The sequence below is a fragment of the Anaerotruncus sp. genome (assembly GCF_057433415.1).
The window spans coordinates 95,049-120,487 of record NZ_DBMDHH010000002.1 but is presented as its reverse complement, the minus strand read 5'-3'; the positions used below and the strand labels follow the sequence as shown (position 1 = coordinate 120,487).

Annotated in this window: 25 protein-coding genes; 21 read left to right on the top strand and 4 right to left on the bottom strand. The window is 65.8% G+C overall.

From position 1 onward, the window contains the following. Position 1 precedes the first annotated feature (1 nt). The 15 genes from ACZO3G_RS01320 to leuD all read left to right on the top strand — a co-directional run bounded on the left by ACZO3G_RS01320 (position 2) and on the right by leuD (position 15,457). Entirely contained in the window at positions 2–949 is a 948-nt protein-coding gene (locus ACZO3G_RS01320) for a tRNA (adenosine(37)-N6)-threonylcarbamoyltransferase complex transferase subunit TsaD (protein ID WP_276871925.1), read from the top strand. After that, positions 943–2,154 carry an exodeoxyribonuclease VII large subunit gene (gene xseA, locus ACZO3G_RS01315; protein ID WP_276871927.1) on the top strand — a complete coding sequence of 404 codons (1,212 nt, stop codon included), beginning with the start codon at positions 943–945 and terminating at the stop codon, positions 2,152–2,154. Before ACZO3G_RS01320 ends, xseA begins: the two co-directional genes overlap by 7 nt. Further along, positions 2,151–2,360 (top strand): exodeoxyribonuclease VII small subunit, encoded by a 210-nt coding sequence (gene xseB, locus ACZO3G_RS01310; protein WP_101550761.1) that lies wholly within the window; start codon positions 2,151–2,153, stop codon positions 2,358–2,360. Before xseA ends, xseB begins: the two co-directional genes overlap by 4 nt. Beyond that, positions 2,347–3,228 (top strand): polyprenyl synthetase family protein, encoded by an 882-nt coding sequence (locus tag ACZO3G_RS01305; RefSeq protein ID WP_276871929.1) that lies wholly within the window; start codon positions 2,347–2,349, stop codon positions 3,226–3,228. Before xseB ends, ACZO3G_RS01305 begins: the two co-directional genes overlap by 14 nt. 33 nt (positions 3,229–3,261) lie before the next feature. After that, a complete protein-coding gene (locus ACZO3G_RS01300) occupies positions 3,262–3,771 on the top strand; it encodes a divergent PAP2 family protein (protein WP_101550757.1) in 510 nt (169 codons plus the stop codon). Positions 3,772–3,788: 17 nt separating this feature from the next. After that, on the top strand, positions 3,789–5,654 hold the full coding sequence (dxs, locus tag ACZO3G_RS01295; protein WP_276871931.1) for a 1-deoxy-D-xylulose-5-phosphate synthase: 1,866 nt from the start codon (positions 3,789–3,791) through the stop codon (positions 5,652–5,654). 16 nt (positions 5,655–5,670) lie between these two features. Beyond that, positions 5,671–6,471, top strand: coding sequence for a TlyA family RNA methyltransferase (locus ACZO3G_RS01290; RefSeq protein WP_276871935.1), 801 nt, complete (start codon positions 5,671–5,673; stop codon positions 6,469–6,471). A gap of 24 nt (positions 6,472–6,495) precedes the next feature. After that, a complete protein-coding gene (locus ACZO3G_RS01285) occupies positions 6,496–7,347 on the top strand; it encodes an NAD(+)/NADH kinase (RefSeq protein ID WP_101550751.1) in 852 nt (283 codons plus the stop codon). Between the two features lie 101 nt (positions 7,348–7,448). Beyond that, on the top strand, positions 7,449–7,910 hold the full coding sequence (locus ACZO3G_RS01280; RefSeq protein WP_101550749.1) for an arginine repressor: 462 nt from the start codon (positions 7,449–7,451) through the stop codon (positions 7,908–7,910). A 40-nt stretch (positions 7,911–7,950) separates the two neighbouring features. After that, positions 7,951–9,627 carry a DNA repair protein RecN gene (recN, locus tag ACZO3G_RS01275; RefSeq protein ID WP_276871937.1) on the top strand — a complete coding sequence of 559 codons (1,677 nt, stop codon included), beginning with the start codon at positions 7,951–7,953 and terminating at the stop codon, positions 9,625–9,627. Between the two features lie 88 nt (positions 9,628–9,715). Continuing rightward, positions 9,716–10,942, top strand: a complete 1,227-nt coding sequence (gene tyrS, locus ACZO3G_RS01270; RefSeq protein WP_276871939.1) for a tyrosine--tRNA ligase — start codon at positions 9,716–9,718, stop codon at positions 10,940–10,942. Between the two features lie 26 nt (positions 10,943–10,968). Then, entirely contained in the window at positions 10,969–11,598 is a 630-nt protein-coding gene (locus ACZO3G_RS01265; protein ID WP_101550743.1) for an ECF transporter S component, read from the top strand. Between the two features lie 402 nt (positions 11,599–12,000). Further along, positions 12,001–13,530 (top strand): 2-isopropylmalate synthase, encoded by a 1,530-nt coding sequence (locus tag ACZO3G_RS01260; RefSeq protein ID WP_101550741.1) that lies wholly within the window; start codon positions 12,001–12,003, stop codon positions 13,528–13,530. A 157-nt stretch (positions 13,531–13,687) separates the two neighbouring features. Continuing rightward, positions 13,688–14,947 carry a 3-isopropylmalate dehydratase large subunit gene (gene leuC, locus ACZO3G_RS01255; RefSeq protein ID WP_276871941.1) on the top strand — a complete coding sequence of 420 codons (1,260 nt, stop codon included), beginning with the start codon at positions 13,688–13,690 and terminating at the stop codon, positions 14,945–14,947. A 15-nt stretch (positions 14,948–14,962) separates the two neighbouring features. Beyond that, positions 14,963–15,457, top strand: a complete 495-nt coding sequence (leuD, locus tag ACZO3G_RS01250; protein ID WP_276871943.1) for a 3-isopropylmalate dehydratase small subunit — start codon at positions 14,963–14,965, stop codon at positions 15,455–15,457. Between the two features lie 46 nt (positions 15,458–15,503). Here leuD and larC read toward each other — a convergent pair whose 3' ends face one another. From larC to larE, 3 genes are read right to left on the bottom strand one after another with little or no spacing between them, the layout of a single operon-like run. Continuing rightward, the gene (gene larC / locus ACZO3G_RS01245; RefSeq protein ID WP_276871945.1) at positions 15,504–16,865 is read right to left on the bottom strand and encodes a nickel pincer cofactor biosynthesis protein LarC; all 1,362 of its coding nucleotides are present in this window, start codon (positions 16,863–16,865) and stop codon (positions 15,504–15,506) included. Continuing rightward, on the bottom strand, positions 16,862–17,620 hold the full coding sequence (gene larB / locus ACZO3G_RS01240; protein ID WP_276871946.1) for a nickel pincer cofactor biosynthesis protein LarB: 759 nt from the start codon (positions 17,618–17,620) through the stop codon (positions 16,862–16,864). The genes larC and larB overlap by 4 nt, the downstream gene beginning before the upstream one ends. Positions 17,621–17,632: 12 nt before the next feature. After that, entirely contained in the window at positions 17,633–18,379 is a 747-nt protein-coding gene (gene larE / locus ACZO3G_RS01235) for an ATP-dependent sacrificial sulfur transferase LarE (RefSeq protein WP_276871947.1), read from the bottom strand. Between the two features lie 332 nt (positions 18,380–18,711). Here larE and ACZO3G_RS01230 point away from each other — a divergent pair, with 332 nt between their 5' ends. From ACZO3G_RS01230 to ACZO3G_RS01210, 5 genes are read left to right on the top strand one after another with little or no spacing between them, the layout of a single operon-like run. Next, positions 18,712–19,689: an ABC transporter permease gene (locus ACZO3G_RS01230; protein WP_121585645.1), complete on the top strand. Its 978-nt coding sequence runs from the start codon at positions 18,712–18,714 to the stop codon at positions 19,687–19,689. Then, positions 19,686–20,576, top strand: a complete 891-nt coding sequence (locus ACZO3G_RS01225; RefSeq protein ID WP_101550727.1) for an ABC transporter permease — start codon at positions 19,686–19,688, stop codon at positions 20,574–20,576. The genes ACZO3G_RS01230 and ACZO3G_RS01225 overlap by 4 nt, the downstream gene beginning before the upstream one ends. Further along, positions 20,561–22,105 carry an ABC transporter substrate-binding protein gene (locus ACZO3G_RS01220; protein ID WP_276871951.1) on the top strand — a complete coding sequence of 515 codons (1,545 nt, stop codon included), beginning with the start codon at positions 20,561–20,563 and terminating at the stop codon, positions 22,103–22,105. Before ACZO3G_RS01225 ends, ACZO3G_RS01220 begins: the two co-directional genes overlap by 16 nt. Before the next feature lie 13 nt (positions 22,106–22,118). Continuing rightward, positions 22,119–23,141, top strand: coding sequence for an ABC transporter ATP-binding protein (locus tag ACZO3G_RS01215; protein WP_276871955.1), 1,023 nt, complete (start codon positions 22,119–22,121; stop codon positions 23,139–23,141). Next, entirely contained in the window at positions 23,134–23,871 is a 738-nt protein-coding gene (locus ACZO3G_RS01210; RefSeq protein WP_486846701.1) for an ABC transporter ATP-binding protein, read from the top strand. The genes ACZO3G_RS01215 and ACZO3G_RS01210 overlap by 8 nt, the downstream gene beginning before the upstream one ends. 103 nt (positions 23,872–23,974) lie before the next feature. Here the strand turns inward: ACZO3G_RS01210 and ACZO3G_RS01205 are convergent, their stop codons facing one another. Continuing rightward, the gene (locus ACZO3G_RS01205; protein WP_146021702.1) at positions 23,975–24,274 is read right to left on the bottom strand and encodes a hypothetical protein; all 300 of its coding nucleotides are present in this window, start codon (positions 24,272–24,274) and stop codon (positions 23,975–23,977) included. A 301-nt stretch (positions 24,275–24,575) separates the two neighbouring features. Here ACZO3G_RS01205 and ACZO3G_RS01200 point away from each other — a divergent pair, with 301 nt between their 5' ends. Continuing rightward, entirely contained in the window at positions 24,576–25,391 is an 816-nt protein-coding gene (locus tag ACZO3G_RS01200) for a sigma-E processing peptidase SpoIIGA (protein WP_276871960.1), read from the top strand. Positions 25,392–25,439: the final 48 nt, after the last annotated feature.

Here is a 25,439-nt window from a genome sequence, read left to right as displayed (position 1 = left end):
GATGGCCTGGTACCTCGGAATCGACACGAGCAACTACACCACCTCCGCCGCCCTCTATGATTCGGAAAGCGGCGCGGTGCGCCAGCAAAAACAGCTCCTTCCGGTGAGAGAGGGGGAGCTCGGCCTGCGGCAGAGCGACGCGGTCTTCGCGCATGTCAAACAGCTCGGCGCGCTGGTCGAGGCCCTCTTTGAAGCGGGGCCCCCGCCGCTCGCGGGCGTCGGTGCGTCGGTGCGCCCGCGTGACGCCGAGGGCTCCTATATGCCCTGCTTCCTCGTCGGGGAGGCGGTTGCCCAATCGGTCGGCGCCGCCTGCGGCGCGCCGCTCACGCGGGTATCCCACCAGTCGGGACACATCGCGGCGGCGCTTTTTTCCGCCGGCCGGCTCGACCTGATCGGAAAGCGGTTCGCGGCCTTCCACCTGTCGGGCGGCACGACCGAATGCCTGATCGCCGAACCGGGCGGGCCGTGCGGCTTTACCGTGCGGCTCTTCGCCCGTTCGCTCGACCTCAAGGCGGGGCAGGCGGTCGACCGCGTGGGCGGGATGCTCGGCCTGCGGTTTCCCGCAGGGCGGGAGCTCGAACGCCTCGCGAAGGAATCGGAAAAGACCTACCGGGTGCGCCCGGTGATGAAGGGGGCGGACTGCTCCCTCTCCGGGATCGAGAACCGCTGCCAAAAGATGAAGCTCGACGGGGAGGCGGACCGCGATATCGCGCGCTACTGCCTCGACAGCATCCTCGCCGCCCTCTGCGGCATGACCGAGGCGGTCCGGGCGCGGTTCGGCGAGCTGCCCATCCTCTACGCGGGGGGCGTCATGTCCAATTCGATCATCCGCGAGGCGGTGACCGCGCGGTACGGGGGCTATTTCGCCGATCCGCAGTTTTCCTCCGACAACGCCGCCGGGGTCGCGATTTTGGCGTCGCGCGCGGGAGAGGGGGGGACGGCGTGCTGAAGAACCCCACCGTTGTTTCGGTCTCCCAGCTCAACCGCTATGTGAAATCCCTCCTTGAATCGGACCACGTCCTTTCGGGGCTGATGGTCCGGGGGGAGATCTCCAATTTTACCCGGCACTACAAGTCGGGGCACCTCTATTTCACGCTCAAGGACGATTCCGCCGCCGTCAAGGCGGTGATGTTCCGCAGCTACGCGGCGCGCGTGCCCTTTTCGCCCGAGAACGGCATGTCGGTGATCGTGAGCGGTTCCGTCTCCCTTTACGAGCGGGACGGCAGCTACCAGTTCTATGTGACCGATATGCAGCCGGACGGGATCGGCGCGCTCCACCTGGCCTATGAGCAGCTCAAGGCGAAGCTCGCGGCCGAGGGGCTCTTCGACGAGGCGCGCAAGCGCCCGCTGCCGCCCTATCCCGAGCGGATCGGCATCGTGACGAGCGAGGGCGCGGCGGCGCTGCAGGATATGCTCAATATCCTCTCCCGCCGCTACCCGGCGGCAACGGTCGTGCTCTGTCCCGCGCAGGTGCAGGGGGCGGGCGCGGCAAGGACGCTGATCGACGGCATCCGCGCCCTCAACGCCGCCAAAGCCTGCGACCTGATCATCATCGGGCGGGGCGGCGGCTCGATCGAGGACCTCTGGGCCTTCAACGACGAAGCCCTCGCGCGCGCGATCGCGGCGAGCGGCATCCCGGTGATTTCCGCCGTTGGGCACGAGACCGACTTTACAATCGCCGACTTCGCGGCCGATTTGCGCGCGCCGACCCCCTCCGCCGCGGCGGAGCTCGCCGTGCCCAACATGGCCGACCTGCAATATTACCTTGCCGATCTCGGCGCGCGCTGCCACGGGGCGGTCGTCCGCCGTATCGAGGGGACGGAGCTCCGGCTGCGTCAGCTGCGCGCCGGGCTTACGACCCCCGAGGGGATCCTGCGCGCCTGCGGACTGCGGCTGGACGCGTTGGAACGGGAGATCCGCGCGGGCGTTCTGCAAAAGCTGGACGGCGCGCGAAACCGCCTGCAATATCTCGGCGCGCTCGTGGAGGAGCGCAGTCCGATGAAGATCCTCTCCCGCGGCTACAGCCTGACGAGCGCGGACGGGCGCACCGTCCTCTCGGCGGAACAGGTGAAGCCGGGGGACCTGCTGACGACGCGGGTCGCCGACGGAGAGATCTTGTCGAAAGTGACCGGGACGAATAGGAGGACGACATGACCAAGACGATGACGCTGGAAGCCGCAGTCGCGCGGCTTGAGGAGATCGCCGCGAAATTGGGCGGCGACGTTTCGATCGACGACGCGGTCAAGCTCTATGGCGAGGCTGTAAAGCTGCTGGACTTTGCAAACGGAAAGCTGGAGGCCGCGAAGCTCAAGGTCGAAAAGCTGGCGGCGCCGAAGGAGACGGAAGATGAACCGGTATGAGCAGCAGCTCGCGTCCTACGCGACGCAGGTAAACGACGCGCTGCGGGAACGGCTGCACTTCGACCGGGAGCTGCGGCAGATCGTGGTCGTCGACGCGATGCGCCACAGCCTGCTCGACGCGGGCAAGCGGCTGCGGGCGGCGATGGTGCTCGAGTTCGGGCGGCTCACCCACGCCTCCCGGGAGGGGGCGATGGCGCTGGCCTGCGCGATCGAGATGATCCACGCCTACTCTCTCATCCACGATGACCTGCCCTGCATGGACGACGACGATTTCCGCCGCGGCAAGCCCTCCTGCCACAAGGCGTTCGGCGAGGCCAACGCCCTGCTCGCGGGGGACGGGCTGCTCACGCTGGCGTTTGAGACGGCCGCCGACGCGCCCCTTTCCGACGTGCAGCGGGTGGAGGCGGTCCGCACCCTCGCTAAGGCGGCGGGGGTGCGCGGGATGCTCGGCGGCCAGGTGATCGACCTCGGCTGCGAGGGCAAGCCGGTCGACCTCGAGACGCTGAATACCCTCTACGCGCTCAAGACGGGCGCGCTGCTGCGCGCCTCCGCGCGGCTCGGCTGTCTCGCGGGGAACGCGGGGGAGGAGCTCCTGGAGACGGCGGACCGGTATGCGCGGGCGTGCGGGCTGGCGTTCCAGATCACCGACGACATCCTCGACGTGGCGGGCGACGCCGAAAAGCTCGGCAAGCCGACCGGCAGCGACGAGGAAAACCACAAGACGACCTATGTCACCCTGCTGGGGCTTTCGGGCGCGCGGGAGCGCGCGCGGGAACTGATCGGCGAAGCCGGGGAATGCGTCGCGGCGATCCCCGGCAATGAATTTCTGCTGTGGGTCGCGGAGATGATCCTCGGCAGGGACCACTAAAGCATCCGGACAACCGCCGGACTGGAGGAAGTTATGAACCCATTGAGAGTACTGATCAGCAACTATGTCATCGACGTGGGGTTTCTCGCGTGGTTCGCGGCGCAGCTGCTGAAGACGATCCTGGCCTATATCCCCAGCCGCAAGATCATCTGGGAACGCATGGTGGGCTCGGGCGGGATGCCCAGCTCCCATTCGGCGCTGGTGTGCGCGGTGTCGGTGGGCGTGGCCAAAAAGCTCGGCTACGCCTCCCCGGAGTTCGCGCTCTCGCTGGCGATGGCGGGCATCGTCATGTACGACGCGATGGGGGTGCGCCGCGCCGCCGGGGAGCAGGCGAAGGTGCTCAACAAGATGGTTATCGACTTCAAGGAGATCTTCCAGATGCTCAAGGAGGAGTTCGACGCGCTCGCGCGCGGCGAGGACGCGCCCGAGGAGCGCGGCGGCCCGAACAAGCGCCTCAAGGAATTTTTGGGGCATACGCCGCTGGAGGTGCTCTGCGGTGCGGCGCTGGGGATTCTGATCGCCGCGCTGATCCCGGCATTCTGATAAAGTGGGGTGTTCCTTTGGCTAAATATAATCTGCTCAACCGCCTGGAGCTGCCCGGCGGCGTCAAGCGGCTGAATCCGGAGCAGCAGAAGATCCTCTGCTGGGAAATCCGCCAGAAGCTGCTGCATACCCTTTCGGAGAACGGCGGCCACCTCGCCTCCAACCTCGGCGTGGTGGAGTTGACCGTCGCCCTGCACACCGTTTTCGACGTCCCGCAGGACGCGATCGTATGGGATGTGGGGCACCAGTGCTACGCGCATAAGATGCTGACCGGCCGGCTCGGGGCGTTTTCGACCATCCGGCGGGAGGGGGGGCTCTCCGGCTTCCCGCGCCCGGGTGAGAGCGGCTGTGACGCCTTTATCGCGGGGCACGCGAGCACCTCGATCTCCGCCGCCTGCGGGCTCGCGACGGCCAAGGCGCTCTCGGGCGACCGGCACCACGTGGTCGCGGTGGTCGGGGACGGCGCGTTTACCGGCGGAATGATCTACGAGGCGCTCAACAACGCCGGGCGTACCGGAAACCGGCTGATCGTCGTGCTCAACGACAACGATATGTCGATCTCCAAAAGCGTGGGCTCGCTCGCGCGTTATCTCGCCTCCAAGCGGACGAGCGAGGGGTACTTAAACCTGAAAAACCGGGTGGAGGACGCGCTGAAGAAGATCCCCGTCGTCGGCAGGGAGCTGCGCGATGTGATCTCCGACTCCAAGGCGGCCTTCCGCCAGCTGCTCTACCATTCGAACCTCTTCGAGGATTTCGGCTTCGACTATCTCGGTCCCGTCGACGGGCACGACATCCCCTCGCTCGTGCAGGCGCTGCGCCGCGCGAAGGAGCTCGAGAAGCCGGTCGTCCTGCACGTCAACACCGTCAAGGGCAAGGGCTGCGACTTCGCGGAGAAAAACCCCGCCCGTTACCACGGGGTGGGCGGCTTCGACCGGGCGAGCGGGAGGCTCAAGGCCCCCTCCGAGAGCTTTTCCTCGGTGTTTGGGCGGGAGCTGGTCCTGCGCGCGCGCCGGGATCACAAAATCTGCGCGATCACCGCCGCGATGGAGGAGGGCACGGGCCTCTCCGCCTTTGCCGCGGAGTTCGGCCCGAAAAACCGCTTCTTCGACGTGGGGATCGCGGAGGAACACGCGGTCACCTTTGCCTGCGGGCTCGCCGCGGGCGGGATGAAGCCGGTGTTCGCGGTCTATTCGACCTTTTTGCAGCGCGGGTTCGACCAGATCATCCACGACGCGTCGATCGAACGGCAGCACATCGTGCTCGCCGTCGACCGGGCGGGGATCGTGGGGGAGGACGGGGAGACCCATCAGGGGCTTTTCGACGCGGCGTTCCTTTCGGAGATCCCCGGCGTGACGGTCTATTCCCCCGCAACCTACGGCGATCTGCGCTACGCGCTTGACCAGGCGTTCGACTGCTGCGACGGGGTCGCGGCGGTGCGCTACCCGCGCGGTGGGGAGATCCCGGTGGACGAACGCCTCGGCTACCGGCCGGGGGAGTGGTTCCACCACAGAAGCGGCGGCCAGACGCTGATCGTCAGCTACGGGCGCGCCTTCGGGGAGGCTTACGGCGCGATGGAGCTGCTCGCCGCCGAGGGGAAAAAGGCCGACCTGCTGAAGCTGCACCGCATTTCGCCCATTCCGGACGCGTGCGTACAGCTCGCGAAGAAATACCGCGCGATCTACTTTGTGGAGGAGGGCGTCCGGCAGGGGGGCATCGGGGAGCATTTCCTCGACGCGCTCTCGCGGGTGCGCTACCGCGGCCGCATGACGATCGGCGCGGTGGAAAATCCCTTCATCCCCGCGATGCCCGCCGATTCGGCGCTCAGGCGCTGCGGGCTCGACGCGCACACGGTTGCGCGCGCGATTTCGGAACTCTACTTCTGACCTGACGGAGGACGACGTGAAAAAACGACTGGATGTCCTGCTGGTGGAGCGCGGGCTCTTCCCGAGCAGAGAAAAGGCGAAGGCGGTCATCATGGCGGGGCAGGTGTATGTCGACTGCCAGAAGGCCGACAAGCCGGGCATGGACGTGGAGGAGGCCGCCGCGCTCGAGGTGCGCGGGGAGACCCTCCGGTACGTCAGCCGGGGCGGCCTCAAGCTCGAAAAGGCGATGCGGGTCTTTCCGGTCGTGCTCGAGGGGAAAACCTGCATGGATATCGGCGCGTCGACCGGCGGCTTCACCGACTGCATGCTGCAAAACGGCGCCGAAAAGGTCTACGCGGTCGACGTCGGCTACGGCCAGCTCGCCTGGAAGCTGCGGACCGACGGACGGGTCGTCAACCTGGAGCGCACCAACATCCGCTATGTCACCCGCGAACAGGTGCCCGACCCCATCGATTTCGCGAGCGTCGATGTGTCCTTCATCTCCTTGAAGCTCGTGCTGCCCGTGGCGGCGGAGCTGCTGCGCGGTGGCGGCGGGATGGTCTGCCTCGTCAAGCCCCAGTTTGAGGCGGGGCGCGGCAAGGTGGGTAAGAAGGGGGTCGTGCGGGAGCGCGCGACCCATGTGGAGGTGCTGGAAAACGCCGTCGGCTACGCGGCGGAGAACGGTTTTTCGGTGGCCGGGCTCGACTTTTCGCCGGTCAAGGGGCCGGAGGGCAACATCGAATACCTCATGTACCTCCGCAGGGAGGAGGGGGGCTCCCTCCCGGAACGTGAGGAGATCGCGGCGCTGGTGGAGCGTTCCCACGCGGCGCTTGACTGAATCTTTGGAAGGGATGTGGTGCGGATGGAGCAGAAAACCGTATTAATCATGCCGAACCTGTCCAAATATAATACTGTCTGGCTGATGAAGGCGATCATCGGGCAGCTGCGCGCCGCCGGGTGTGTGCCGGTCATGGACGAGCGGTTCCGGGGCCAGTTCGGGGAGGTCGGCTACGGCGCCTTCGACCGGCAGATCGCCGCCTGCGACGTGGTCGTCACGGTCGGCGGAGACGGCACCATCCTGCACGCGGCCAAGCACGCGGTCGAATACCAAAAGCCGATCCTCGGGATCAACACGGGCAGGCTCGGATACCTCGCGCAGGTGGAGCCCAACGAGCTGGAATACCTCGCGCGGCTTTCGAGCGGGGATTACACGATCCAGGACAGGATGCTGCTCGAGGTGGAGATCGACGGGGTCCCGGGCGTGCGCCACGCCCTCAACGACGTCGTGATCTCCAAGGGGGAGCTCTCGCGGCTGGTCGACCTTGATATCGAAAGCGGCGGCCGCCCGGTCGGCAGCTACCGCGCCGACGGGCTCATCTTCGCGACGCCCACCGGCTCGACGGCGTACTCCCTCTCGGCGGGCGGCCCGATCGTCGACCCGGCGATCGGCACGATCCTTCTGACGCCCATCTGCCCGCACTCCCTCTACGACCGGTCGGTGCTCCTTTCGCCCGACATGGAACTCACGGTGCGCAGCCGGTTCGTCAACAACCCCGACAGCATTCTCGTCAGCGTGGACGGGGAGAGCTTCGCGGGGCTCGGCGCGGACCGGACGGTGCATATCCGCCGCTCGGAGAAGGCGGCGCGGTTTATCAGTTTCCCGGAGAAGAGCTTCACCGACATCCTCGGGAAAAAGCTGAAGGCGCGGGGTTAGGCCCCGTGCGAAGGGGTCCCCGCCGTCCACCGGCTGCGCGCGGCGAGGACGGAGCACGGACAAATTGACGCCGGCGCGCAGCGGCGAAGGGGAAGAATCGTATGAAAGCAAAACGTCACGCCAAAATCCTGGAACTCATCAATTCCCGGCCGATCGACACGCAGGACGAGCTGCTGGGCCTGCTGCGCGAAAGCGGCTTTTCGGTGACGCAGGCGACCGTATCCCGGGATATCAAGGAGCTGCGGCTAGTCAAGACGCTGACCCCCGACGGCAAATACCACTACGCGGCGCACGCCGACCTTCCCAAAAGCGAAATGTCCAATAAGTTCCTGCTGATCTTCTCCGAGTCGGTCAAGGAGATCGATTCGGCGGGCAACATGCTGGTGATCAAATGCTTCACCGGCATGGCGAACGCCGTCTGCGCGGCGCTCGACACCCTCCACTGGAGCGGCGTGGTCGGGACCCTTGCGGGGGACGACACGATCTTCATGGTCATGCGGGACGACCACAACGCGCGCGAACTGGTGCTGCAGCTCCGCAAGATGATGAGCGCCGGCCAGTAGGGGCGGCGCGTTTTCAATGCCGGAATAACGGGGTGAGAAGATGCTTTCACAGCTCTACATAAAGAATATCGCGGTGATCAGCGAGGCGGCGATCGATTTTACCGGCGGCCTCAACGTCTTTACCGGCGAGACGGGCGCGGGGAAAACGATCCTGATCAGCGCCATCAACGCCGTGCTGGGGGAGCGCACCTCCAAGGAGATCATCCGCACGGGGGAGGAGAAGGCGGTCATCTCCGCCCTCTTCACTGGGCTTTCGCCAGCGGCGGCCGCCGCGCTCGGGGAGGCGGGATACCCGCCCGAGGAGGACGGCGTGCTCATCAGCCGGGAGATCACGGCGGACGGGAAATCGGCCTGCCGCATCGACGGCAGGCCCGCCACCGCCGCGATCCTCAAAACCGTTGCGGCGCACCTCATCAACGTGCACGGCCAGCACGACAACCAGCAGCTGCTCTCCCCGGCAAAGCACCTCGGCTTCATCGACGGGTACGGCGAGCTGGAGCCGATGCTGGAGGAATACCGGAACGCCTATCGCGCCTATTCCGCCGCCAGGCGGGAGCTCGAGCAGATCGACACCGACGAGGCGGAGAAGGCGCGCCGCATCGATCTGCTGGGCTACCAGATCGGGGAGATCGACGCGGCGCAGCTCACGCCGGGGGAGGAGGACGAGCTGCGCGCGCAGCGCAAGCTCCTCAAGAACGCGCTGGCCGTCACCGAGGCGCTCGGCGGCAGCCTCGCGGTGCTCGACGGGGACGACGAAACGCCGGGGCTCTCCTCCCAGCTCGGCGCGCTGGTCGAGCAGATGGAGCGGGCCGCCCGGTATATGGACGCGGCCCGGCCGGTCAGCGAGCGGCTGACCGAGCTCTCCTACGAATTCGAGGGCTTTGCAAGCGACATCCGCGGCCTGCTCGAGGGGTTCGACTGCGATCCGCGCCAGCTCGACGCAATCGAAAACCGCCTCGACCTGCTCTACGGCCTCAAAAAGAAATACGGCGGCACGGTGGAGGAGATCCTCGCCTTCCGTGACCGGGCGGCGGCGGAGCTCCGGAAGATCGAGACGTCGGACGAGCGCGCGCGGCAGCTCCAGCAGGAGCTTTCGGGGCTGCTTGCCGAGGCGGCGTCGCGCGCCGAAAAGCTCTCCGCGGCTCGCGGGGACGCCGCCGGGCGGTTTACCGCGCGGGTGATGGAGGAGCTCGCCTTTTTGGACATGCCCTCGGTGACCCTCACGGTGCGCCGCCAGGAGAAGCCGCTCTCCGGCGACGGGATCGACGAGCTGGAGCTCTATATCTCCACCAACGTCGGCGAGGAGCCGCGTTCGCTCGCGAAGATCGCGTCGGGCGGCGAGCTCGCGCGCATCATGCTGTCGGTCAAGAACGTGATGGCCGGGCGGGACGACATCGGCACCCTCATCTTCGACGAGGTGGACACCGGCGTGTCCGGCCGCGCCGCCCAGAAGATCGGCCACAAGCTGCGGCAGGTCGCCGCGGACCGGCAGGTGATCGTCGTCACCCATCTGGCGCAGGTCGCCGCCCACGCGCAGCACCACCTGCTCATCTCGAAAACGGCCCGCGGCGACCGCACCTTCACGTCGATCATCCCGCTCGAGGGGGAGGACCGGGTGCGGGAGCTCGCGCGCATCACCGGCGGCGAAACCCTCAGCGAAATCGCGCTCGAACATGCCCGCGAGATGCTGCGGGAGGCGGACGGGGCCTTCCGGTAGGGGTTGTACTTTGTGCTTTTGCATGCTATACTGGTAAAAATCCGCCCAGCGGATGGTAACAAAGAAATTTTAACAAGGGGAAAGATCGATGACAGTATTTGAAGAATTAACCCGACGCGGCCTGATCGCGCAGATGACCCACCCGGAAAAGATCGAGGAGCTTCTGAATAACGAGAAGGTCACCTTCTATATCGGGTTCGACGCGACTGCGGACAGCCTCCATGTCGGCCACTTTCTTCAGTTGGTTGTGATGCGCCGCCTCCAGCTCGCGGGACACCGCCCGATCGCGCTGCTCGGCACGGGGACCACCCTCATCGGGGACCCGACCGGGCGCACCGATATGCGCAAGATGCTCACGCCGGAGGCGATCAACTATAACGCCGAGTGCTTCAAGCGCCAGATGGAGAAGTTCATTGACTTTTCCGACGACAGGGCGCTCATGCTCCGCAACGGCGACTGGCTCTGCAAGCTCAACTACATCGAGCTGCTCCGCGACGTGGGCGTCTATTTCTCGGTCAACCAGATGCTCACGATGGACAGCGTTAAGACCCGCCTGGAGCGCGGGCTCTCCTTCCTGGAATTCAACTATATGATCATGCAGAGCTACGACTTCTTAAAGCTGCACCGCGACTACGGCTGCCGGATGGAGCTGGGCGGCAACGACCAGTGGGCCAATATCCTCGGCGGTATCGACCTGACCCGCCGCGTCACGGGCGACGAGGTCTATGGCATGACCTTCACGCTGCTCACCACCAAGGAGGGCAAGAAGATGGGCAAGACGGAGAACGGCGCCGTCTGGCTCGACCCGGAGAAGACCTCGCCCTACGAGTTTTTCCAGTACTGGCGCAACGTCGCGGACGCCGACGTTATCAACTGCCTCAAGCTGCTCACCTTCCTGCCGATCGAGGAGATCGAGGCGATGGAGGATTGGGAGGGCAGCCAGCTCAACCAGGCCAAGGAGACGCTCGCCTACGAGCTGACCAAGATGGTGCACGGCCAGCAGGAGGCCGACAAGGCGCTGGCCGCCGCGCGCGCACTTTTCGGCGCGGGCAGCCAGAGCGACGACATGCCCACGACCACCCTTTCGGCCGCTGACCTTGCCGGTGGGAGGATCGCGGTGGCGGACCTGCTCGTGAAGACCGGGCTCGCGCCCTCCAAGGGGGAGGCCAAGCGCCTCATCCAGCAGGGCGGCGTGTCTGTCGACGATGAAAAGGTTTCTGACTTTACAGTTGAAATCGGCACGGACGCCTTTGAAAAGGGCCACGTGATTCTCAAAAAGGGCAAGAAAATCTACCACAAGGTCCTGCTGGGCTGAACCCTGGCGCGCTGGGAGGCGGCGAGATGAAGGAATCCCTTTCCCGCACAAAATATCTCTCGATGCTGGGGCTGCTGGCCGCGATGGAGATCGTGCTGACCCTCACGCCGCTCGGGTTCATCCCGCTCGGCGTGACCAAGGCGACGACCCTGCACATCCCGGTCATCCTCGGCGGCGTGCTGATGGGGCCGCTCGCGGGAGGCATCCTGGGCGGCGTGTTTGGGCTGCTCAGCGTGATCACCAACACCTTCCAGCCGACGATTACCTCCTTTGTGTTCACGCCCTTCTATTCGCTCACCCCCGAATACAGCGGGAACCTGTGGAGCCTTGTCATCGCGATCCTGCCGCGGGTGCTGATCGGCGTCTTTTCCGCGTGGGTCTTCCGCCTGCTGCGCAGGGCCTTCAAGGGGGATACGGCCGCGTTCCTCGGCGCGGGAATCGTCGGCGCGATTACGAATACCGGCCTTGTAATGGGCGGCATCTACCTCTTTTTCGGCGCGAGCTACGCCGCCGCCAAGGGGATCGCGCGGACCGCGCTGCTCGGCGTGATCATGGGCGTCATCGGGCTCAACGGCGTGCTTGAGGCGGTGATCGCCGCGGTGCTGACCGTCGCGCTTGGTAAACCGCTGGCCACGGTGCTCCGCCGGATGCGTTGAAAATTTTGGGAAATTTACGTCTTGACAAACGCGGCTTTGCGCGTTATCATGTCTAACAAGATGAATACGTCAAAGGTGTTGACGGGGAACAAAACACATCCCGCGCGTTTGCAGAGAGCCGCCGGCCGGTGCGAGGCGGTGCCGCGAATGTGAATAACTCGCCCCCGAGCTGCCGGTCGAAAGCTCCATTTGCGATTAGAACCGGACGGAACCCCGCCGTTAGATGGGGAGCGCATTGTTGGATGCGGTCGAGCGGGCTGCCTATGGCGGTCAATGAGAGTGGTACCACGGAAGTTTTTCAAAACCTTCGTCTCTTTTTTGGAGAGGCGAAGGTTTTTTTGTTTTCTCCGCGATCCGCGCTGACGTTTCTCGAAATCTGATTACGGGAAAGGGGAAATCACCATGAGCACAAGAACGGTCAAGATTTTCGACACCACCCTGCGGGACGGGGAACAGTCCCCGGGATGCAGCATGAACTTCAACGAGAAGCTGGAGATGGCGCGCCAGCTCGAGCGGCTGGGCGTGGACGTCATCGAGGCGGGCTTCCCGGTCTCGTCGCCCGACGACTTCCGGGCGGTCGAGGCGATTGCCAAGATCGTCAAGAATTCCACCGTCGCGGGGCTCGCGCGCTGCGTCGAGGGGGACATCCAGCGCGCGTGGGACGCGGTCAGGCACGCCGCGCATCCGCGCATCCACGTCTTTCTCGCGACGAGCGACATCCACATGAAATACAAGCTCAAGATGACCCCCGACCAGGTCGTCGCCCGCGTCGCCGAGATGGTCCGGTTCGCGCGCAGCCTCTGCCCGGACGTTGAATTTTCGGCCGAGGACGCCTCCCGCAGCGACCGCGACTTCCTCGTCAAGGTGTTCGACACGGCGATTGCGGCGGGCGCCTCGACAATCAACATCCCCGACACGGTCGGCTACAGCACCCCGAACGAGATGTACGACCTCGTCGCCTATGTAAAGGCGCACCTCCAGAATCCCGCCGTGGACATCTCGGTCCACAACCACAACGACCTCGGCATGGGGGTCGCGAACACGCTGGAGAGCATCCGGGCGGGCGCGACGCAGGTCGAATGCACCGTCAACGGCATCGGCGAACGTGCGGGCAACGCCGCGATGGACGAGATCGTCATGGCGCTCAGGACCCGCGGGGATTTTTACGGATGCACAACGGGCATCAACACCCGCCAGATCTACCGCACGAGCAAGCTGCTCTCCACGATCATCGGCGTGGGAATCGCGCCCAACAAGCCGATCGTCGGCGCGAACGCCTTCGCGCATGAGAGCGGCATCCACCAGCACGGCGTGCTCGCCGAACGCACCACCTACGAGATCATGAGTCCCGACGACGTGGGCATCTACCAGAACAAGATGGTGCTCGGCAAGCACTCGGGTAAGCACGCGTTCGCCGACCGGATCGCCGAACTGGGCTACCGGATGTCCGACGAGGACATCGCCGAGGCGTTCGAGCGTTTTAAGGAGATGGCCGACCGCAAGAAGGAGATCACCGACCGCGACATCGAGGCGCTCGTCGGCAACGCGGCGATCTCCGACGTGAAGGAGACCTACGGGCTGAAGAGCTTCGTCGTCAATTCGGGCACCGTCATCTCCGCGACGGCGGTCGTGCGGCTCGTACGGGACGACGGGGAGGAAAAGGAGCATGTGGCGCGCGGCGAGGGCCCGATCGACGCGGCCTTCAACGCGATCGACCGCATCGTCAAGATGGACACCAAGCTGGAAAACTGGACGATGCAGGCGGTTACCGAGGGCGAGGACGCGCTCGGCGAAGCGATCTGCAAGATCAGCTGCAACGGCCACACGGTCACCGGGCGCGGCCTGAGCCCCGACATCCTCGAATCCTCCATCCGCGCCTACGTCAACGCAATCAACAAGGCGATTGCGATGGAAGAAAAAGCCATGATATAATAGCCGTAAAGCGGCTTATTATACGGCTTATGGCCAAGGCGATACGCGGGCCGCGCCCGCTCCCGCCTTCATGGCCGATTATACCATTCACGCTGCGCGTCCATGGTATCATAGCCGCAGACGGTGGAAAACACTCTGATGGAAATGGGGAATTGACATGGGAATGACGATGAGCCAGAAGATTCTGGCCAAAAAAGCGGGCCTCGACTCCGTCGCGCCCGGCCAGCTCATCAACGCGGACGTCGACATGGTGCTCGGCAACGACATCACCACGCCGGTCGCGATCGACGAGTTTGAAAAGTACGGCTTCGACAGCGTCTACAGCAAAACGGGCATCTCGATCGTGCTCGACCACTTCGTGCCCAACAAGGACATCAAGGCGGCTCAGCTCTCCAAGCGCTGCCGGGAGTTCGCCGGGAAATACGGCATCGAACATTTCTTCGACGTGGGCCGCATGGGCATCGAGCACGCGCTGCTGCCCGAGCAGGGGATCGTCGCGCCGGGCGAGCTGATCGTCGGCGCGGACAGTCACACCTGTACATACGGCGCGCTCGGGGCCTTCTCGACCGGCTTCGGCTCGACCGACATGGCCGCCGCGATGGCCACCGGCAAGTGCTGGTTCAAGGTGCCCTCCGCCATCCGCTTCAACCTGACCGGCAAGCCGGGCAGGTGGGTGAGCGGCAAGGACGTCATCCTGCACATCATCGGGATGATCGGCGTGGACGGCGCGCTCTACAAATCGATGGAGTTCGGCGGCGAGGGGCTGGGAAACCTCTCGATGGACGACCGGCTGACAATCGCGAACATGGCGATTGAGGCGGGCGCGAAAAACGGCATCTTCGAGGTGGACGAGGTGACGCTCGCCTATGAAAAGGGCCGCGTGGACCGTCCCTTCGAGATCTGCGCGCCCGACCCGGACGCGGTCTACGACGCGGTCTATGACATCGATCTCTCCGCGATCAGACCGACCGTCTCCTTCCCGCACCTGCCGGAGAACACCCGGACGATCGACGAGGTCGGGGAGGTGAGGATCGACCAGGTGGTCATCGGCTCCTGCACCAACGGCCGCATGAGCGACCTGGCGGCAGCCGCCGAAATCCTGCGCGGCAGGAGGGTGGCGGACGGGGTGCGCTGCATCGTCATCCCCGGCACCCAGCAGATTTACAAGGAGGCGATGGAGGCCGGATACCTCTCCGACTTCATCGAGGCGGGCTGCGCCGTCTCGACGCCGACCTGTGGCCCCTGCCTCGGCGGTTATATGGGCATCCTCGCGGAGGGGGAGCGGTGCGTCGCGACGACCAACCGCAACTTCGTCGGCCGCATGGGGCATGTGAAGAGCGAGGTCTACCTCGCGTCGCCCGCCGTCGCGGCGGCCAGCGCCGTGGCCGGGAAGATCGCCGGCCCCGACAGCCTGTAAGGGAGGAATCAACCAATGAAAGCTACCGGAACCGTCCACAAATATGGGGACAACATCGATACCGACGTCATCATCCCCGCGCGCTGCCTCAACATCTCCGACCGCGGGGAGCTCGCCTCCCACTGCATGGAGGACATCGACGCGGAGTTCGTCAAAAAGGTGCGGCCGGGCGACATGATCGTCGGCGGCTGGAACTTCGGCTGCGGCTCCTCCCGCGAGCACGCGCCGATGGTCATCAAGGAAAACGGCGTCTCCTGCGTGATCGCCAAGACGTTCGCGCGCATCTTCTACCGCAACGCGATCAACATCGGCCTGCCGATCCTCGAGTGCGAGCAGGCGAGCGACGCGATCCAAAACGGCGACCGCGTCGAGGTGGACTTCGATACGGGCGTCATCCGAAACCTCACGCGGGAGGAAAACTACACCGCCGCGCCTTTCCCCGCGTTTATAAAAGAGATCATCGACGCGGACGGCCTTTTGAATTCCATCCGCCGCAGGATGGGGAAATGACAAAACGCCCGCCGGCCACCAAGTGGCCGGCGGGTGTTTTTCGCTTTCATGCTTCGGATTCGCAGGCGGCGACGGCATGCCGCCAGACCGTTTCAAACGGAACGCCGTGCGCCTTGGCGGCGGCGAGCACGTCGGCGTACTCCGGCTTCTCCTTGGAGACCCCGTGGCCGCTGCTCCGCTTGACGCAGATGGGGCCGTAGGGGGTGTCCACCGTCGAAAGGGAGGACCGCAGCACCGTGCGGCGGCAGGTGTGCTCCCGCACGCCGAGGGTCGAGGTGTGCAGGAGCATGGCGTCGACCACCGCCTGCTTCTGCGCGGGGCGGGCAAGGCAGGTGAGCATCACGCCCGGCCGGTTCTTTTTCATCTGGATGGGGGTCAGGAAGACGTCGAGCGCGCCCGCAGCAAAGAGCAGGTCGACCGCCGCGCCGACCGCCTCGGGGGTCATGTCGTCGAGGTTGCAGCGGAGCTCGCAGGTTTCGTCCATGCCGCCGTCCTCCTCGCCGAGGAAGGCGCGCAGGCAGTTGGCGCGCTCAAATTCCTTGCTGCCCATGCCGTAGCCGATCTTTTCCGCCGCCATGACGGGCATCGGGCCGAAGGAGGAAACAAAGTGCCGCAGCAGCGCCGCGCCGGTCGGGGTGCAGAGCTCGCCGCGCACCTCGCCGCCGTAGGCGGGCACGCCGCGCAAAAGGTGGGCGGTGGCGGGCGCGGGCACGGGCAGAACCCCGTGCGCGCAGCGCACGAAGCCGCTTCCGACGTGGACGGGGGAGGCGGCGACGCGGTCCGCGCCGATCAGGTGGAAGAGCAGGCAGCAGCCGACGATGTCCGCGACCGCGTCCATCGAGCCGACCTCGTGGAAATGCACCTCCTCGGCCGCAACGCCGTGCGCGTGGGATTCCGCCTCGGCGATGAGACGGTAAACGGCGATCGCGTCCGACCGGACCTCGGCGGGCAGGTCGAATCCTTCGATCAGCGCGCGGATATTGGAAAAGCTGTAGTGATGATGCCCGTGCGGATGGCTGTGGCCCTCTCCGTGTTCGTGGTCGTGTTCGTGCGTGTGCGGCGCCTCCCCGCCGTGCTCATGCTCGTGAAGATGCCCGCGGTCATGGGGAGCCTCTCCGTGGTCGTGCTCATGGGGGTGCTCATGGACGTGGGGCGCCTCCTGCACATGGGGATGGGCATGGCCGCCGACGTCCTCGCTCTGCTCCTCCTCGCCGTGCACCCTGACGCGGACGTGGGTGCCGGTGATGCCGCATTTTTGCATGGGCTCGCGCGTGATCTCCACGCCGGGGATGCCCAGCGCGTTCATCCGGGCGAGAAAGGGCGCGGGATCGGGCAGCAGCTCGAGCAGCGCGGCCATCAGCATGTCGCCCGCCGCGCCCATCTGGCATTCGAGATAGAGCGTCTTCATGATTTCGTCCCTCCCATGTGGTTGATCATGCTGGCAAGATAGCCCGCGCCGAAGCCGTTGTCGATGTTGACGACCGACACGCCGCTCGCGCAGGAATTGAGCATCGAGAGCAGAGCGGAGAGCCCGCCGAAATTCGCGCCGTAGCCGATGCTGGTGGGCACGGCGATGACCGGGCAGTCGCACAGCCCGCCGATCACGCTGGCGAGCGCCCCCTCCATGCCCGCGACGGCGATCACCACGCGGGCGCTCATGAGCACGTCCAGCCTTGCGAGAAGCCGGTGCAGCCCCGCGACCCCCACGTCGTAGAGCCGCTCCACCGGGTTGCCGAGCGACTCGGCGGTGACGGCGGCCTCCTCCGCGACGGGGATGTCGCTCGTGCCGCCCGTCGCGACGACGATCCGCCCCCCCGTGTCGGGCGCAGGACGCTCCCCGGCGAAGGCGATGCGGGAGACGGGGTCGTAGCTGATCTCGATTTCCGCCGCGACCGCCTCCGCCGCCTCGGGAGAGAGGCGCGTGATGAGCACGCCGCTGCCGCGCGCCAGCATCGAGCGGGTGATGCCGACGATCTGTCCGGGCGTCTTGCCGCTGCCGAAGATGACTTCGGGGATGCCCTGCCGCAGGGCGCGGTGGTGGTCCACCTTCGCGTAGCCCAGATCCTCAAACGGGCACATCTTCAGGTCCAGCATCGCCTGCTCGGGCGTGACCGCCCCCGCTTTGACCTCCTGCAAAATCTGTAAAATCCGGTCCTGTTCCATCAAGTCGTCTCCTTAACCGCGCGGCCGCAGATCGAGCAGCACCGCGTCAAAATCGGGGGATAGCGCGTCCAAAATCGACTGCCGCGCCAGAAGCGCGCGGGAAAGCTGCCCCTCCGGGAGCTGGATGCGCGCCGCGCCGCAAAAAAAACGCACCCGAAAATCGGTGAACCCGAGGGAGAAGAGGGCGTTTTCGGCGCGTTCGGTCTTTTCCAGCAGGCCGGGGGTGATCGGCGTGCCGGTGGGGACCCGGGTGGCAAGACAGGCATAGGCGGGCTTATCGTGGGTGAAAAGCCCCGCCTCGCGGGAAAGTCGGCGGATCTCCGGCTTGGAGAGGCCCGCCTCCCGCAGGGGGGAGCGCACCCCAAGCTCCGCGAGCGCCTTCATGCCCGGCCGGTCGCTGCCGTCGTCCGAGGCGTTGGTGCCGTCGCAGAGCACCTCGAATCCGTCGGCGCGCGCGGCCTCCCACAGTCGGGTGAAGAGCGCGCGCTTGCAGTGGTAGCAGCGCAGCGGCCCGTTCTCCGCGACGCCGGGGACTCCAAGCACGTCGTATTCGACGATGTGCAGCGGCACGCCGAACTGGCCCGCGAGCTTTTGGGCGTCCTCCAGCTCGAACCGGGGCTGGAAGGGCGTCTTCAAAAAGTAGGCGGCCGCATCGCAGCCCGCCGTCTTGGCGGCGTAGAGCAGGTAAGCGGAATCCACCCCGCCGGAGAACGCGACCGCTACCCGCGGGTGCGCGGCAAAAAAGGATTCGAGAGGCATCCCAAAGACCTCCTGTCGACAAAAAAAGGCTCACGAAGCGTGAGCCTTCTGGCGGTTTTCTCCGTGGCTTGACCACAGACAGCGCACTTCCTGTGCGTTACCAGTTTACAATAACGGGACCGGTTTGTCAATCGCGGCTGCTTGACAAATCCGTTTCATTCGGGTATCCTTAGTGAGGTCCGCAGAAGCGGACGCGTGCGCCGCCCACGAAGGGACGGCAGGCAGTATAGACGATTTGACGAATGAAATCATGAAGATTTTCCCGCGGGCAACGCGGGGGATTTTTCATGGTTTTTTCTTTTGCGTCAAATTTGGCGGGGGAGGGTGAAAAGATGAAGCGCGCGGTGAAAAATGCGGTCAGGCGGGCGCTGGGGTTTGTGCTGGCGCTGTTTCTGCTTTCCCTCGCGGTCTTTTTCCTCTCGCGGCTTTCCCCCGGCGACCCGCTGCGCTCCTACTACGGCGAGAGCGCGGAACGCCTCAGCGAATCCGAGCGCGCCGACGCGCTCGACCGGCTCGGGCTGGACCGACCGATCATCGTGCAGTATGGCGCGTGGCTTCAAAACGCGCTCCGGGGCGACTTCGGCGTCTCCTTCCAGTATAAGCGGGACGTGATGACGGTGATCGGCGGCGTCTACGGGAACACGCTGCTGCTCGGCGTGACCGCCTACCTGCTGACCTTCGGGCTGGCGCTGCTGCTGGGGGCCTTCTGCGCGCTGCGGGAGGATTCGCCGGCCGACCGCGCCGTCCGGCGGATCGGCACCGTGACCGGCTGCATCCCTTCCTTCTGGCTGGCGCTTCTGCTGATCCTGCTGTTCAGCGTCGAGCTGGGCCTGCTGCCCTCGAGCGGGGCCTACGACATCGGCAGGCCGTACGACCTTTTGGGACGCCTGCGCCATCTCGTCCTGCCGCTCGCCGTGCTGGTGCTCGGGCACCTCTGGTACTACGCCTACCTCATCCGCAACCGCCTGCTCGACGAGGTGCGGCAGGACTATGTCCTGCTCTGCCGCGCGGAGGGGCTCAGCCGCCGCAAAATCCTTTTCACCCAGTGCCTGCGCAACGTCCTGCCCTCCTATTTCGGGTTGATGGCGGTGTCGATCCCGCATATTCTGGGCGGCACCTACATCGTGGAAAAGGTGTTTTCCTATCCGGGGCTGGGCACACTCTGTTTTGAAAGCGCGAAATATCACGACTACAACATGCTGCTCGTCCTCTGCCTTATCACCGGCGCGGTCGTCATGCTCGCGGGCATGGCGGCGCGGGCGCTGGGCGGGGCGCTCGACCCGCGCATGAGGGGGAGGGGCGCGCGATGAATTTTCTGCCCGGCGACTTCTCCTTCGCGCCCGCGCCCCCCGGCGCGGCACCGCCGCTGCCGCCACCGAAGCCGCGCGCCAAACGGCCGTGGGCCGCATTCTGCCTGCTCGGGCTGATCCTGCTGGGGTGCGCCCTCGCGGGCGCGCTCGCGCCGCGCGACCCCGGATACCTCGACCTATCGCACATCGGCGCGCCGCCCTCGCCGGAATTCTGGTTCGGCACCGACCCGATGGGGCGCGACCTCTTTTCCATGATCTGGCACGGGGGGCGGGTGTCCCTCCTCGTGGGGTGCCTCGCGGCCGCGATATCAACCGCGATCGCCCTGCTCTACGGCAGCGTCAGCGGAGTCGCGCCCGCTAAGGCGGACGCCGCGATGATGCGTTTCATCGAGCTTTCCCTCTCGGTGCCGTCCATCCTGCTCGTCATCTTTTTGCAGGCGGTCATCGGCCGCCAAAGCCCGGCGGGCATCGCGCTGGTCGTCGGCGTGACCGGCTGGATGCAGATGGCGCAGGTCGTGCGCGGAGAGGTGCGCAGGCTGCGGCACAGCGCCTACGTCCTCGCGGCGCGCACGATGAAGGCGGGCTTCTGGCACATCCTGCGGCGGCACCTGCTGCCGAATCTCCTGTCGCCCCTCATGTTCATGGTCGTCACCAACATCAGCGCGGCGATCGCAACCGAATCGACCCTCAGCTTCCTGGGGCTCGGCCTGCCGGTCGGCGTCGTCTCGTGGGGGAGCCTGCTCTCCCAGGCCGACCGGGCGCTCCTGTCCGGGAGCTGGTGGGTCATCGTCATACCGGGCGTCTTTCTGATTACGACGCTCGTCTCCATCACCGACATTGGAAATTACATCCGCAGGGAGGGTAACAAAACATGCAGCAATCTGTAACGCGCCTCCTCGCCGTCCTGCTGGCGGCGGTCCTCTTCCTCCTGCCGGGCTGCGGCGCGGCGGGCGGGGAACCGGAAGAAACGACCCTCGTCTATGGCAGCGGGGACTACACGAGCATCAACCCCGCGCTCTATGAGCACGGGGAAGTGAACCTGCTGCTCTTTTCGGGGCTGACCGCCCGCGACGGGGAAAACAAGATCATCCCCGGGCTGGCGGAAAAGTGGGAGTACGACCGCGACAGCCTCACCTACACCTTTACGCTCCGGAAGGGCGTCAAATGGCACGACGGCGAACCGTTCACCGCCGCAGACGTAAAGTTCACGCTGGAAGCGATCCTCGCCCCCGAGAACCTTTCGGAGATCGCCTCCAACTATGAGGACATCGCGGCGATCGAGACGCCCGACGACCACACCGTGAGGATCACGCTTTCCTCACCCAACGCCGCGATGCTCGATTACCTCGCGATCGGAATCCTCCCGAAGCACCTGCTCGAGGGGAAGGACCTCGTCACCGACCCCTTCAACCAGGCGCCGGTCGGGACCGGCCCCTACAAGCTTGTCTCATGGGACGCGGGCCAGAGCATCGTGCTCGAGCGCAACCCCGATTACTACGCGGGCACGCCGAAGATCGGCCGGATCATCTTCAAGATCGTGCCCGACGAGAAGGCGCGCGCCATGCAGCTTCGGTCGGGGGAGCTCGACCTCGCGCAGGTGTCCCCGCAGGACGCGCGGTCGTTCGGGGACGCGGAGGGCTTCACCGTCTACGACATGAAGACCTCCGACTACCGGGGGGTCCTCTATAACTTCAGCCATCCGCTCTTCGCCAAATACCGCGAGCTGCCCAACGCGCTCAGTTACGCGGTCGACCGGCAGGCGATCGTCGACAGCGTCCTGCTCGGCAAGGGCCGGCCCGCCTACTCGCCCCTCCAGTCCGGCCCCTACAACAATCCCGCCGTTGAAAAGTTCCAGTACGATCCGGTCAAGACCCGTGCGATGCTCGAAGCGGCGGGCTGGCGGCAGGGCTCCGACGGCGTCTACCAGAAGGACGGCGACCGGCTGGCCTTTACGATCCACTGCCCCGAGGGGGACCCGGTGCGCGTCGACATGGCGAACATCTGCGCGCAGCAGTTCTCCGAGGCGGGCGCGGACGTGACCGTTTCGATCGATTCCGAGATCGACTGGGCGGGGCAGGCCGCCTATCTGATCGGCTGGGGAAGCCCCTTCGACCCCGACGACCACACCTACAAGGTGTTCGGCACTGGGCAGGCGGCCAACTACGGGAACTACTCCAACCCCCGTGTGGACGACCTGCTCGGGAAAGCGCGCGGCACCGACGTCTCCGCCGACCGGATGAAATACTATCAGGCGTTCCAGGAGGCGCTGACCGACGATTTGCCCTACACCTTCCTGGCCTATGCCGACGCCGTCTACGTCGCGAAGGACCGGGTGCAGGGGATCGCGCCCGACACGGTCCTCGGCCACCACGGGGTGGGCATCTTCTGGAACGTCAAAGACTGGACGCTCGCCTGAAGGGGGAATGACCATGGACGCGCTGCTTGAGGTGCGGGATCTGAAGATCGCGTTTGACTCCCCGCGCGGCGTCATCCGGGCGGTGCGCGGCGTCTCCTTCTCCCTTTGCGCGGGGGAGACGCTCGCGGTCGTTGGGGAGAGCGGCTGCGGCAAGTCGGTGCTCTGCAAGAGCCTGCTCGGCCTGCTGCCCCACCGGGGGCGGGTCGCGGGCGGGAGCATCCTCTACGCGGGGCGGGACCTCGCCGCGATGGGCGAGCGGGAGCTCGAGGGGATCCGCGGGAAGGAGATCGCGCTCGTGCTGCAAAACCCGATGTCCGCGCTGAACCCCTCCCTGCCGGTGGGAAGCCAGATCGCCCGCGCCGCCCGCGCGCACGGAGGGATCTCCCGCGACGGGGCGAAGGCGCGCGCGCTCGAGCTGATGGCCCTGACCGGCATCCCCGAACCCGCGCGGCGGTACGGCGACTATCCGCACCAGTTTTCCGGCGGGATGCTCCAGCGCTGCGTGCTCGCGTCGGCGCTTGCCTGCGGCCCGAAGCTGCTTGTCGCCGACGAGCCGACCACCGCGCTCGACGCGACCGTGCAGGCGCAGATGCTCGATCTGCTGCGGGACATCCAGCACCAGACGGGCACGGCGATCCTCTTTATCACCCACGACCTCGGCGCGGCGGCCCGGATCGCCGGGCGCGTCGCCGTCATGTACGCGGGCAGGCTCGTCGAGATCGGCACCGCGGAGGAAATCTACCACGACCCGCGCCATCCCTACACCTGGGGGCTGCTCGCGTCCGTTCCCTCCCCGGAGGGGACGGGGGAGCTCTTCAGCATTCCAGGCGCGCCTCCCGACCTGCTCCATCCACCCGCAGGCGACGCGTTTGCCCCGCGGAATCCCTGGGCGCTGGGTGTCGACTGGCGGGAGGAGCCGCCCTTCTTCCGCGTTTCCGATACCCACTATGCCGCGACCTGGCTGCTGCATCCCGACGCGCCGCGCGTCGACCCGCCCGCCGGGATTGGGGAAAGGCGGGTGAGCGCCGGTGGATGAGCCGCGGCTTTCGGTATGCGGGCTGCAAAAACGCTTTTTGTCGGGCGGCGCGGAGATCCGCGCGGTCGACGGCGTGTCCTTTTCGATCGGGCGCGGGGAACTCTTCGGGCTCGTCGGGGAGAGCGGCTCGGGCAAATCGACCGTCGCCCGCTGCGTCGCCGGGCTCTGCCGTCCGGAGTACGGAGAAATCCGCCTCATGGGGAGCTTCCAGATGATCTTCCAGGACGCGTCCGGCTCCCTCAATCCGCGCATGACGGCCGAGGAGCTGATCTGCGAGCCGCTCGATATCCTGCGCAGGGGCGGGCGCGCCGAACGCAGGGAAAGGGCGCGCGAACTGCTCGGGCTGGTCGGCCTCGGCGAAGAGCTCGCCGGCTGCTTTCCGGGCGGCCTTTCGGGCGGGCAGCAGCAGCGGATCGCGGTGGCGCGGGCGCTCGCGCCCGACCCCGATCTCCTGCTCGCCGACGAACCCGCCGCCTCGCTCGACATGTCGGTACGCGCGCAGATTTTGAACCTCTTCCTGCGCCTGCGGCGGGAGCGGGGCATGTCCGTCCTGCTGATCTCCCACGACCTTGCCGCGGTGCGGCGGGTCTGCGGGCGCATCGGCGTCATGAGGGCGGGAAAGCTCGTCGAGCTGGGGGAGACCGCGGAGGTCTGCGGGCGTCCGCGCCACCCCTATACACGGGCGCTGCTCGAGGCGGTGCCGGCGCCCGACCCGGACTGTTATCAGTAGTCGGGGCGGCCGTATGGTTGTAAAGCGATAAAAAAGGTGCGCAGCGGTTGCTGCGCACCTTTTTTATGTTCTGCACGGGCGGCGCGGTCCCGAGACCGGGAGGTCAGCAGCCGCACTTTCTCCTCGCGCAGTAGAGGTCCTTGCAGCAGAGCCACCGCGGATGGGCGAAGTCGGGCCAGAAGGTATTCCGGCAGTCCTCGGGGAACATCCCGCAGCAGCCGCTCTGGTCGCAGCAAAGCCTCATCTGGCGTCCGTTGTCGGACGTGACATCAACCGGATACCAGCAGCAGTCGCTGTTGGGACGGCATCCGCTGACGGGCTGGATGCGGCATTCGTCCATCTTTTTCCGGCAGCAGTTGCAGCCGCAGTTGCAGCGGTTCCTGTTGTTACAACAACAAGCCATTAACGATCACACCTTTTTCTCAGAATAAATGTATCAAAAGCACAGCTCACAGGGATAAGAACGCCGCGCGCGGTCCCGTGCGGCAGGAAAGGGCGGGCAGGGAGCCCCGCCGGACGCTCAGATACAGTTGCTGTTCTCTCTCATTGTATGCGGGAGGGGCCCATCGTGTTAGCCCGCGCGGGGCTTTGGAGAAATCCGATGATTTGTCCCGCGATTTCGACAGAAACAAAACTTGTCCGCTCTCTATAATAGTCCTGTTGGACAATATCAGCTTGGAACTTTTCGAGGGGGCGGGGCGGTTATGACAGTTTATGCCGATGTGCTGGTGGTGGTGAATTATATCGTCAATCTCTTGCTCCTGCTCGCCTCTGCCAAGCTGCTTGGCGTGGTGACATGCCGCTGGAGGCTGTGCGCCGGGGCGCTCGTCGGCGCGCTCGGGTCGCTCGTCATCTTCCTGCCCTATGTCGGGATGTGGTTCCAGGCCCTCTATAAAATCCTGCTCGCCCTGGCGATGGCGGCGGCCGCCTTCGGCGTCCGCCCGTGGCAGAGGCTCGCAAAGGCCCTTTTTGTGACCTTTGCGGTGAGCTTCCTCTTCGCGGGGCTCATGCTGGCGCTCTCCCACCTGCTCGCGCCCGCCGGGATGATCTTCTATAACGGCGTGGTCTACTTCGACATCTCCGTGCTGGCGCTCATCCTCTCCACGACCGCCGCCTACCTGCTCCTATTGCTCTTCGAGCGGCTCTTCGCGGGCCGGGTCGACGAGCACCGGCTCTATGAGATCACCGTGACGGCAGGCGGGAGGGCGGTCTCCTGCAAGGGGCTTGCGGATACCGGCAGCGATTTGCGGGAGCCTTTTTCCGGCGCGCCGGTCATCGTCTGCGACCGGACGCTGGCGGAACGGGTCCGTCCGCCCGAGCACGCGGGCTTCCGGGTGATCCCCTGCCGGACGGTGACGGGGGAGGGGGCGCTCGAGGGGTTCCGGCCCGATGAAATCCAGATCACCGGAGGAGGCAGGACGATCCGGACCTCCGACGTCTACATAGCGGCGAGCCGCGAACCGATCAGCGGGGAATACCAGGCGCTCATCAACCCGCAGATCATCGACCGGGCGCATTAGGGAAGGGGCGTATTTATTTGATCACGACATTACGGGCGCGGGCGGCCG

Excerpts from the sequence above, each read along its gene's own strand:
- ACZO3G_RS01320 (WP_276871925.1), top strand. The coding sequence starts at position 2 with ATGGCCTGGTACCTCGGAATCGACACGAGCAACTACACCACCTCCGCC.
- xseB (WP_101550761.1), top strand. The coding sequence starts at position 2,151 with ATGACCAAGACGATGACGCTGGAAGCCGCAGTCGCGCGGCTTGAGGAG.
- ACZO3G_RS01305 (WP_276871929.1), top strand. The coding sequence starts at position 2,347 with ATGAACCGGTATGAGCAGCAGCTCGCGTCCTACGCGACGCAGGTAAAC.
- ACZO3G_RS01300 (WP_101550757.1), top strand. The coding sequence starts at position 3,262 with ATGAACCCATTGAGAGTACTGATCAGCAACTATGTCATCGACGTGGGG.
- ACZO3G_RS01285 (WP_101550751.1), top strand. The coding sequence starts at position 6,496 with ATGGAGCAGAAAACCGTATTAATCATGCCGAACCTGTCCAAATATAAT.
- ACZO3G_RS01280 (WP_101550749.1), top strand. The coding sequence starts at position 7,449 with ATGAAAGCAAAACGTCACGCCAAAATCCTGGAACTCATCAATTCCCGG.
- recN (WP_276871937.1), top strand. The coding sequence starts at position 7,951 with ATGCTTTCACAGCTCTACATAAAGAATATCGCGGTGATCAGCGAGGCG.
- tyrS (WP_276871939.1), top strand. The coding sequence starts at position 9,716 with ATGACAGTATTTGAAGAATTAACCCGACGCGGCCTGATCGCGCAGATG.
- ACZO3G_RS01265 (WP_101550743.1), top strand. The coding sequence starts at position 10,969 with ATGAAGGAATCCCTTTCCCGCACAAAATATCTCTCGATGCTGGGGCTG.
- ACZO3G_RS01260 (WP_101550741.1), top strand. The coding sequence starts at position 12,001 with ATGAGCACAAGAACGGTCAAGATTTTCGACACCACCCTGCGGGACGGG.
- leuC (WP_276871941.1), top strand. The coding sequence starts at position 13,688 with ATGGGAATGACGATGAGCCAGAAGATTCTGGCCAAAAAAGCGGGCCTC.
- leuD (WP_276871943.1), top strand. The coding sequence starts at position 14,963 with ATGAAAGCTACCGGAACCGTCCACAAATATGGGGACAACATCGATACC.
- larC (WP_276871945.1), bottom strand. The coding sequence starts at position 16,865 with ATGAAGACGCTCTATCTCGAATGCCAGATGGGCGCGGCGGGCGACATG.
- larB (WP_276871946.1), bottom strand. The coding sequence starts at position 17,620 with ATGGAACAGGACCGGATTTTACAGATTTTGCAGGAGGTCAAAGCGGGG.
- larE (WP_276871947.1), bottom strand. The coding sequence starts at position 18,379 with ATGCCTCTCGAATCCTTTTTTGCCGCGCACCCGCGGGTAGCGGTCGCG.
- ACZO3G_RS01230 (WP_121585645.1), top strand. The coding sequence starts at position 18,712 with ATGAAGCGCGCGGTGAAAAATGCGGTCAGGCGGGCGCTGGGGTTTGTG.
- ACZO3G_RS01225 (WP_101550727.1), top strand. The coding sequence starts at position 19,686 with ATGAATTTTCTGCCCGGCGACTTCTCCTTCGCGCCCGCGCCCCCCGGC.
- ACZO3G_RS01220 (WP_276871951.1), top strand. The coding sequence starts at position 20,561 with ATGCAGCAATCTGTAACGCGCCTCCTCGCCGTCCTGCTGGCGGCGGTC.
- ACZO3G_RS01215 (WP_276871955.1), top strand. The coding sequence starts at position 22,119 with ATGGACGCGCTGCTTGAGGTGCGGGATCTGAAGATCGCGTTTGACTCC.
- ACZO3G_RS01205 (WP_146021702.1), bottom strand. The coding sequence starts at position 24,274 with ATGGCTTGTTGTTGTAACAACAGGAACCGCTGCAACTGCGGCTGCAAC.
- ACZO3G_RS01200 (WP_276871960.1), top strand. The coding sequence starts at position 24,576 with ATGACAGTTTATGCCGATGTGCTGGTGGTGGTGAATTATATCGTCAAT.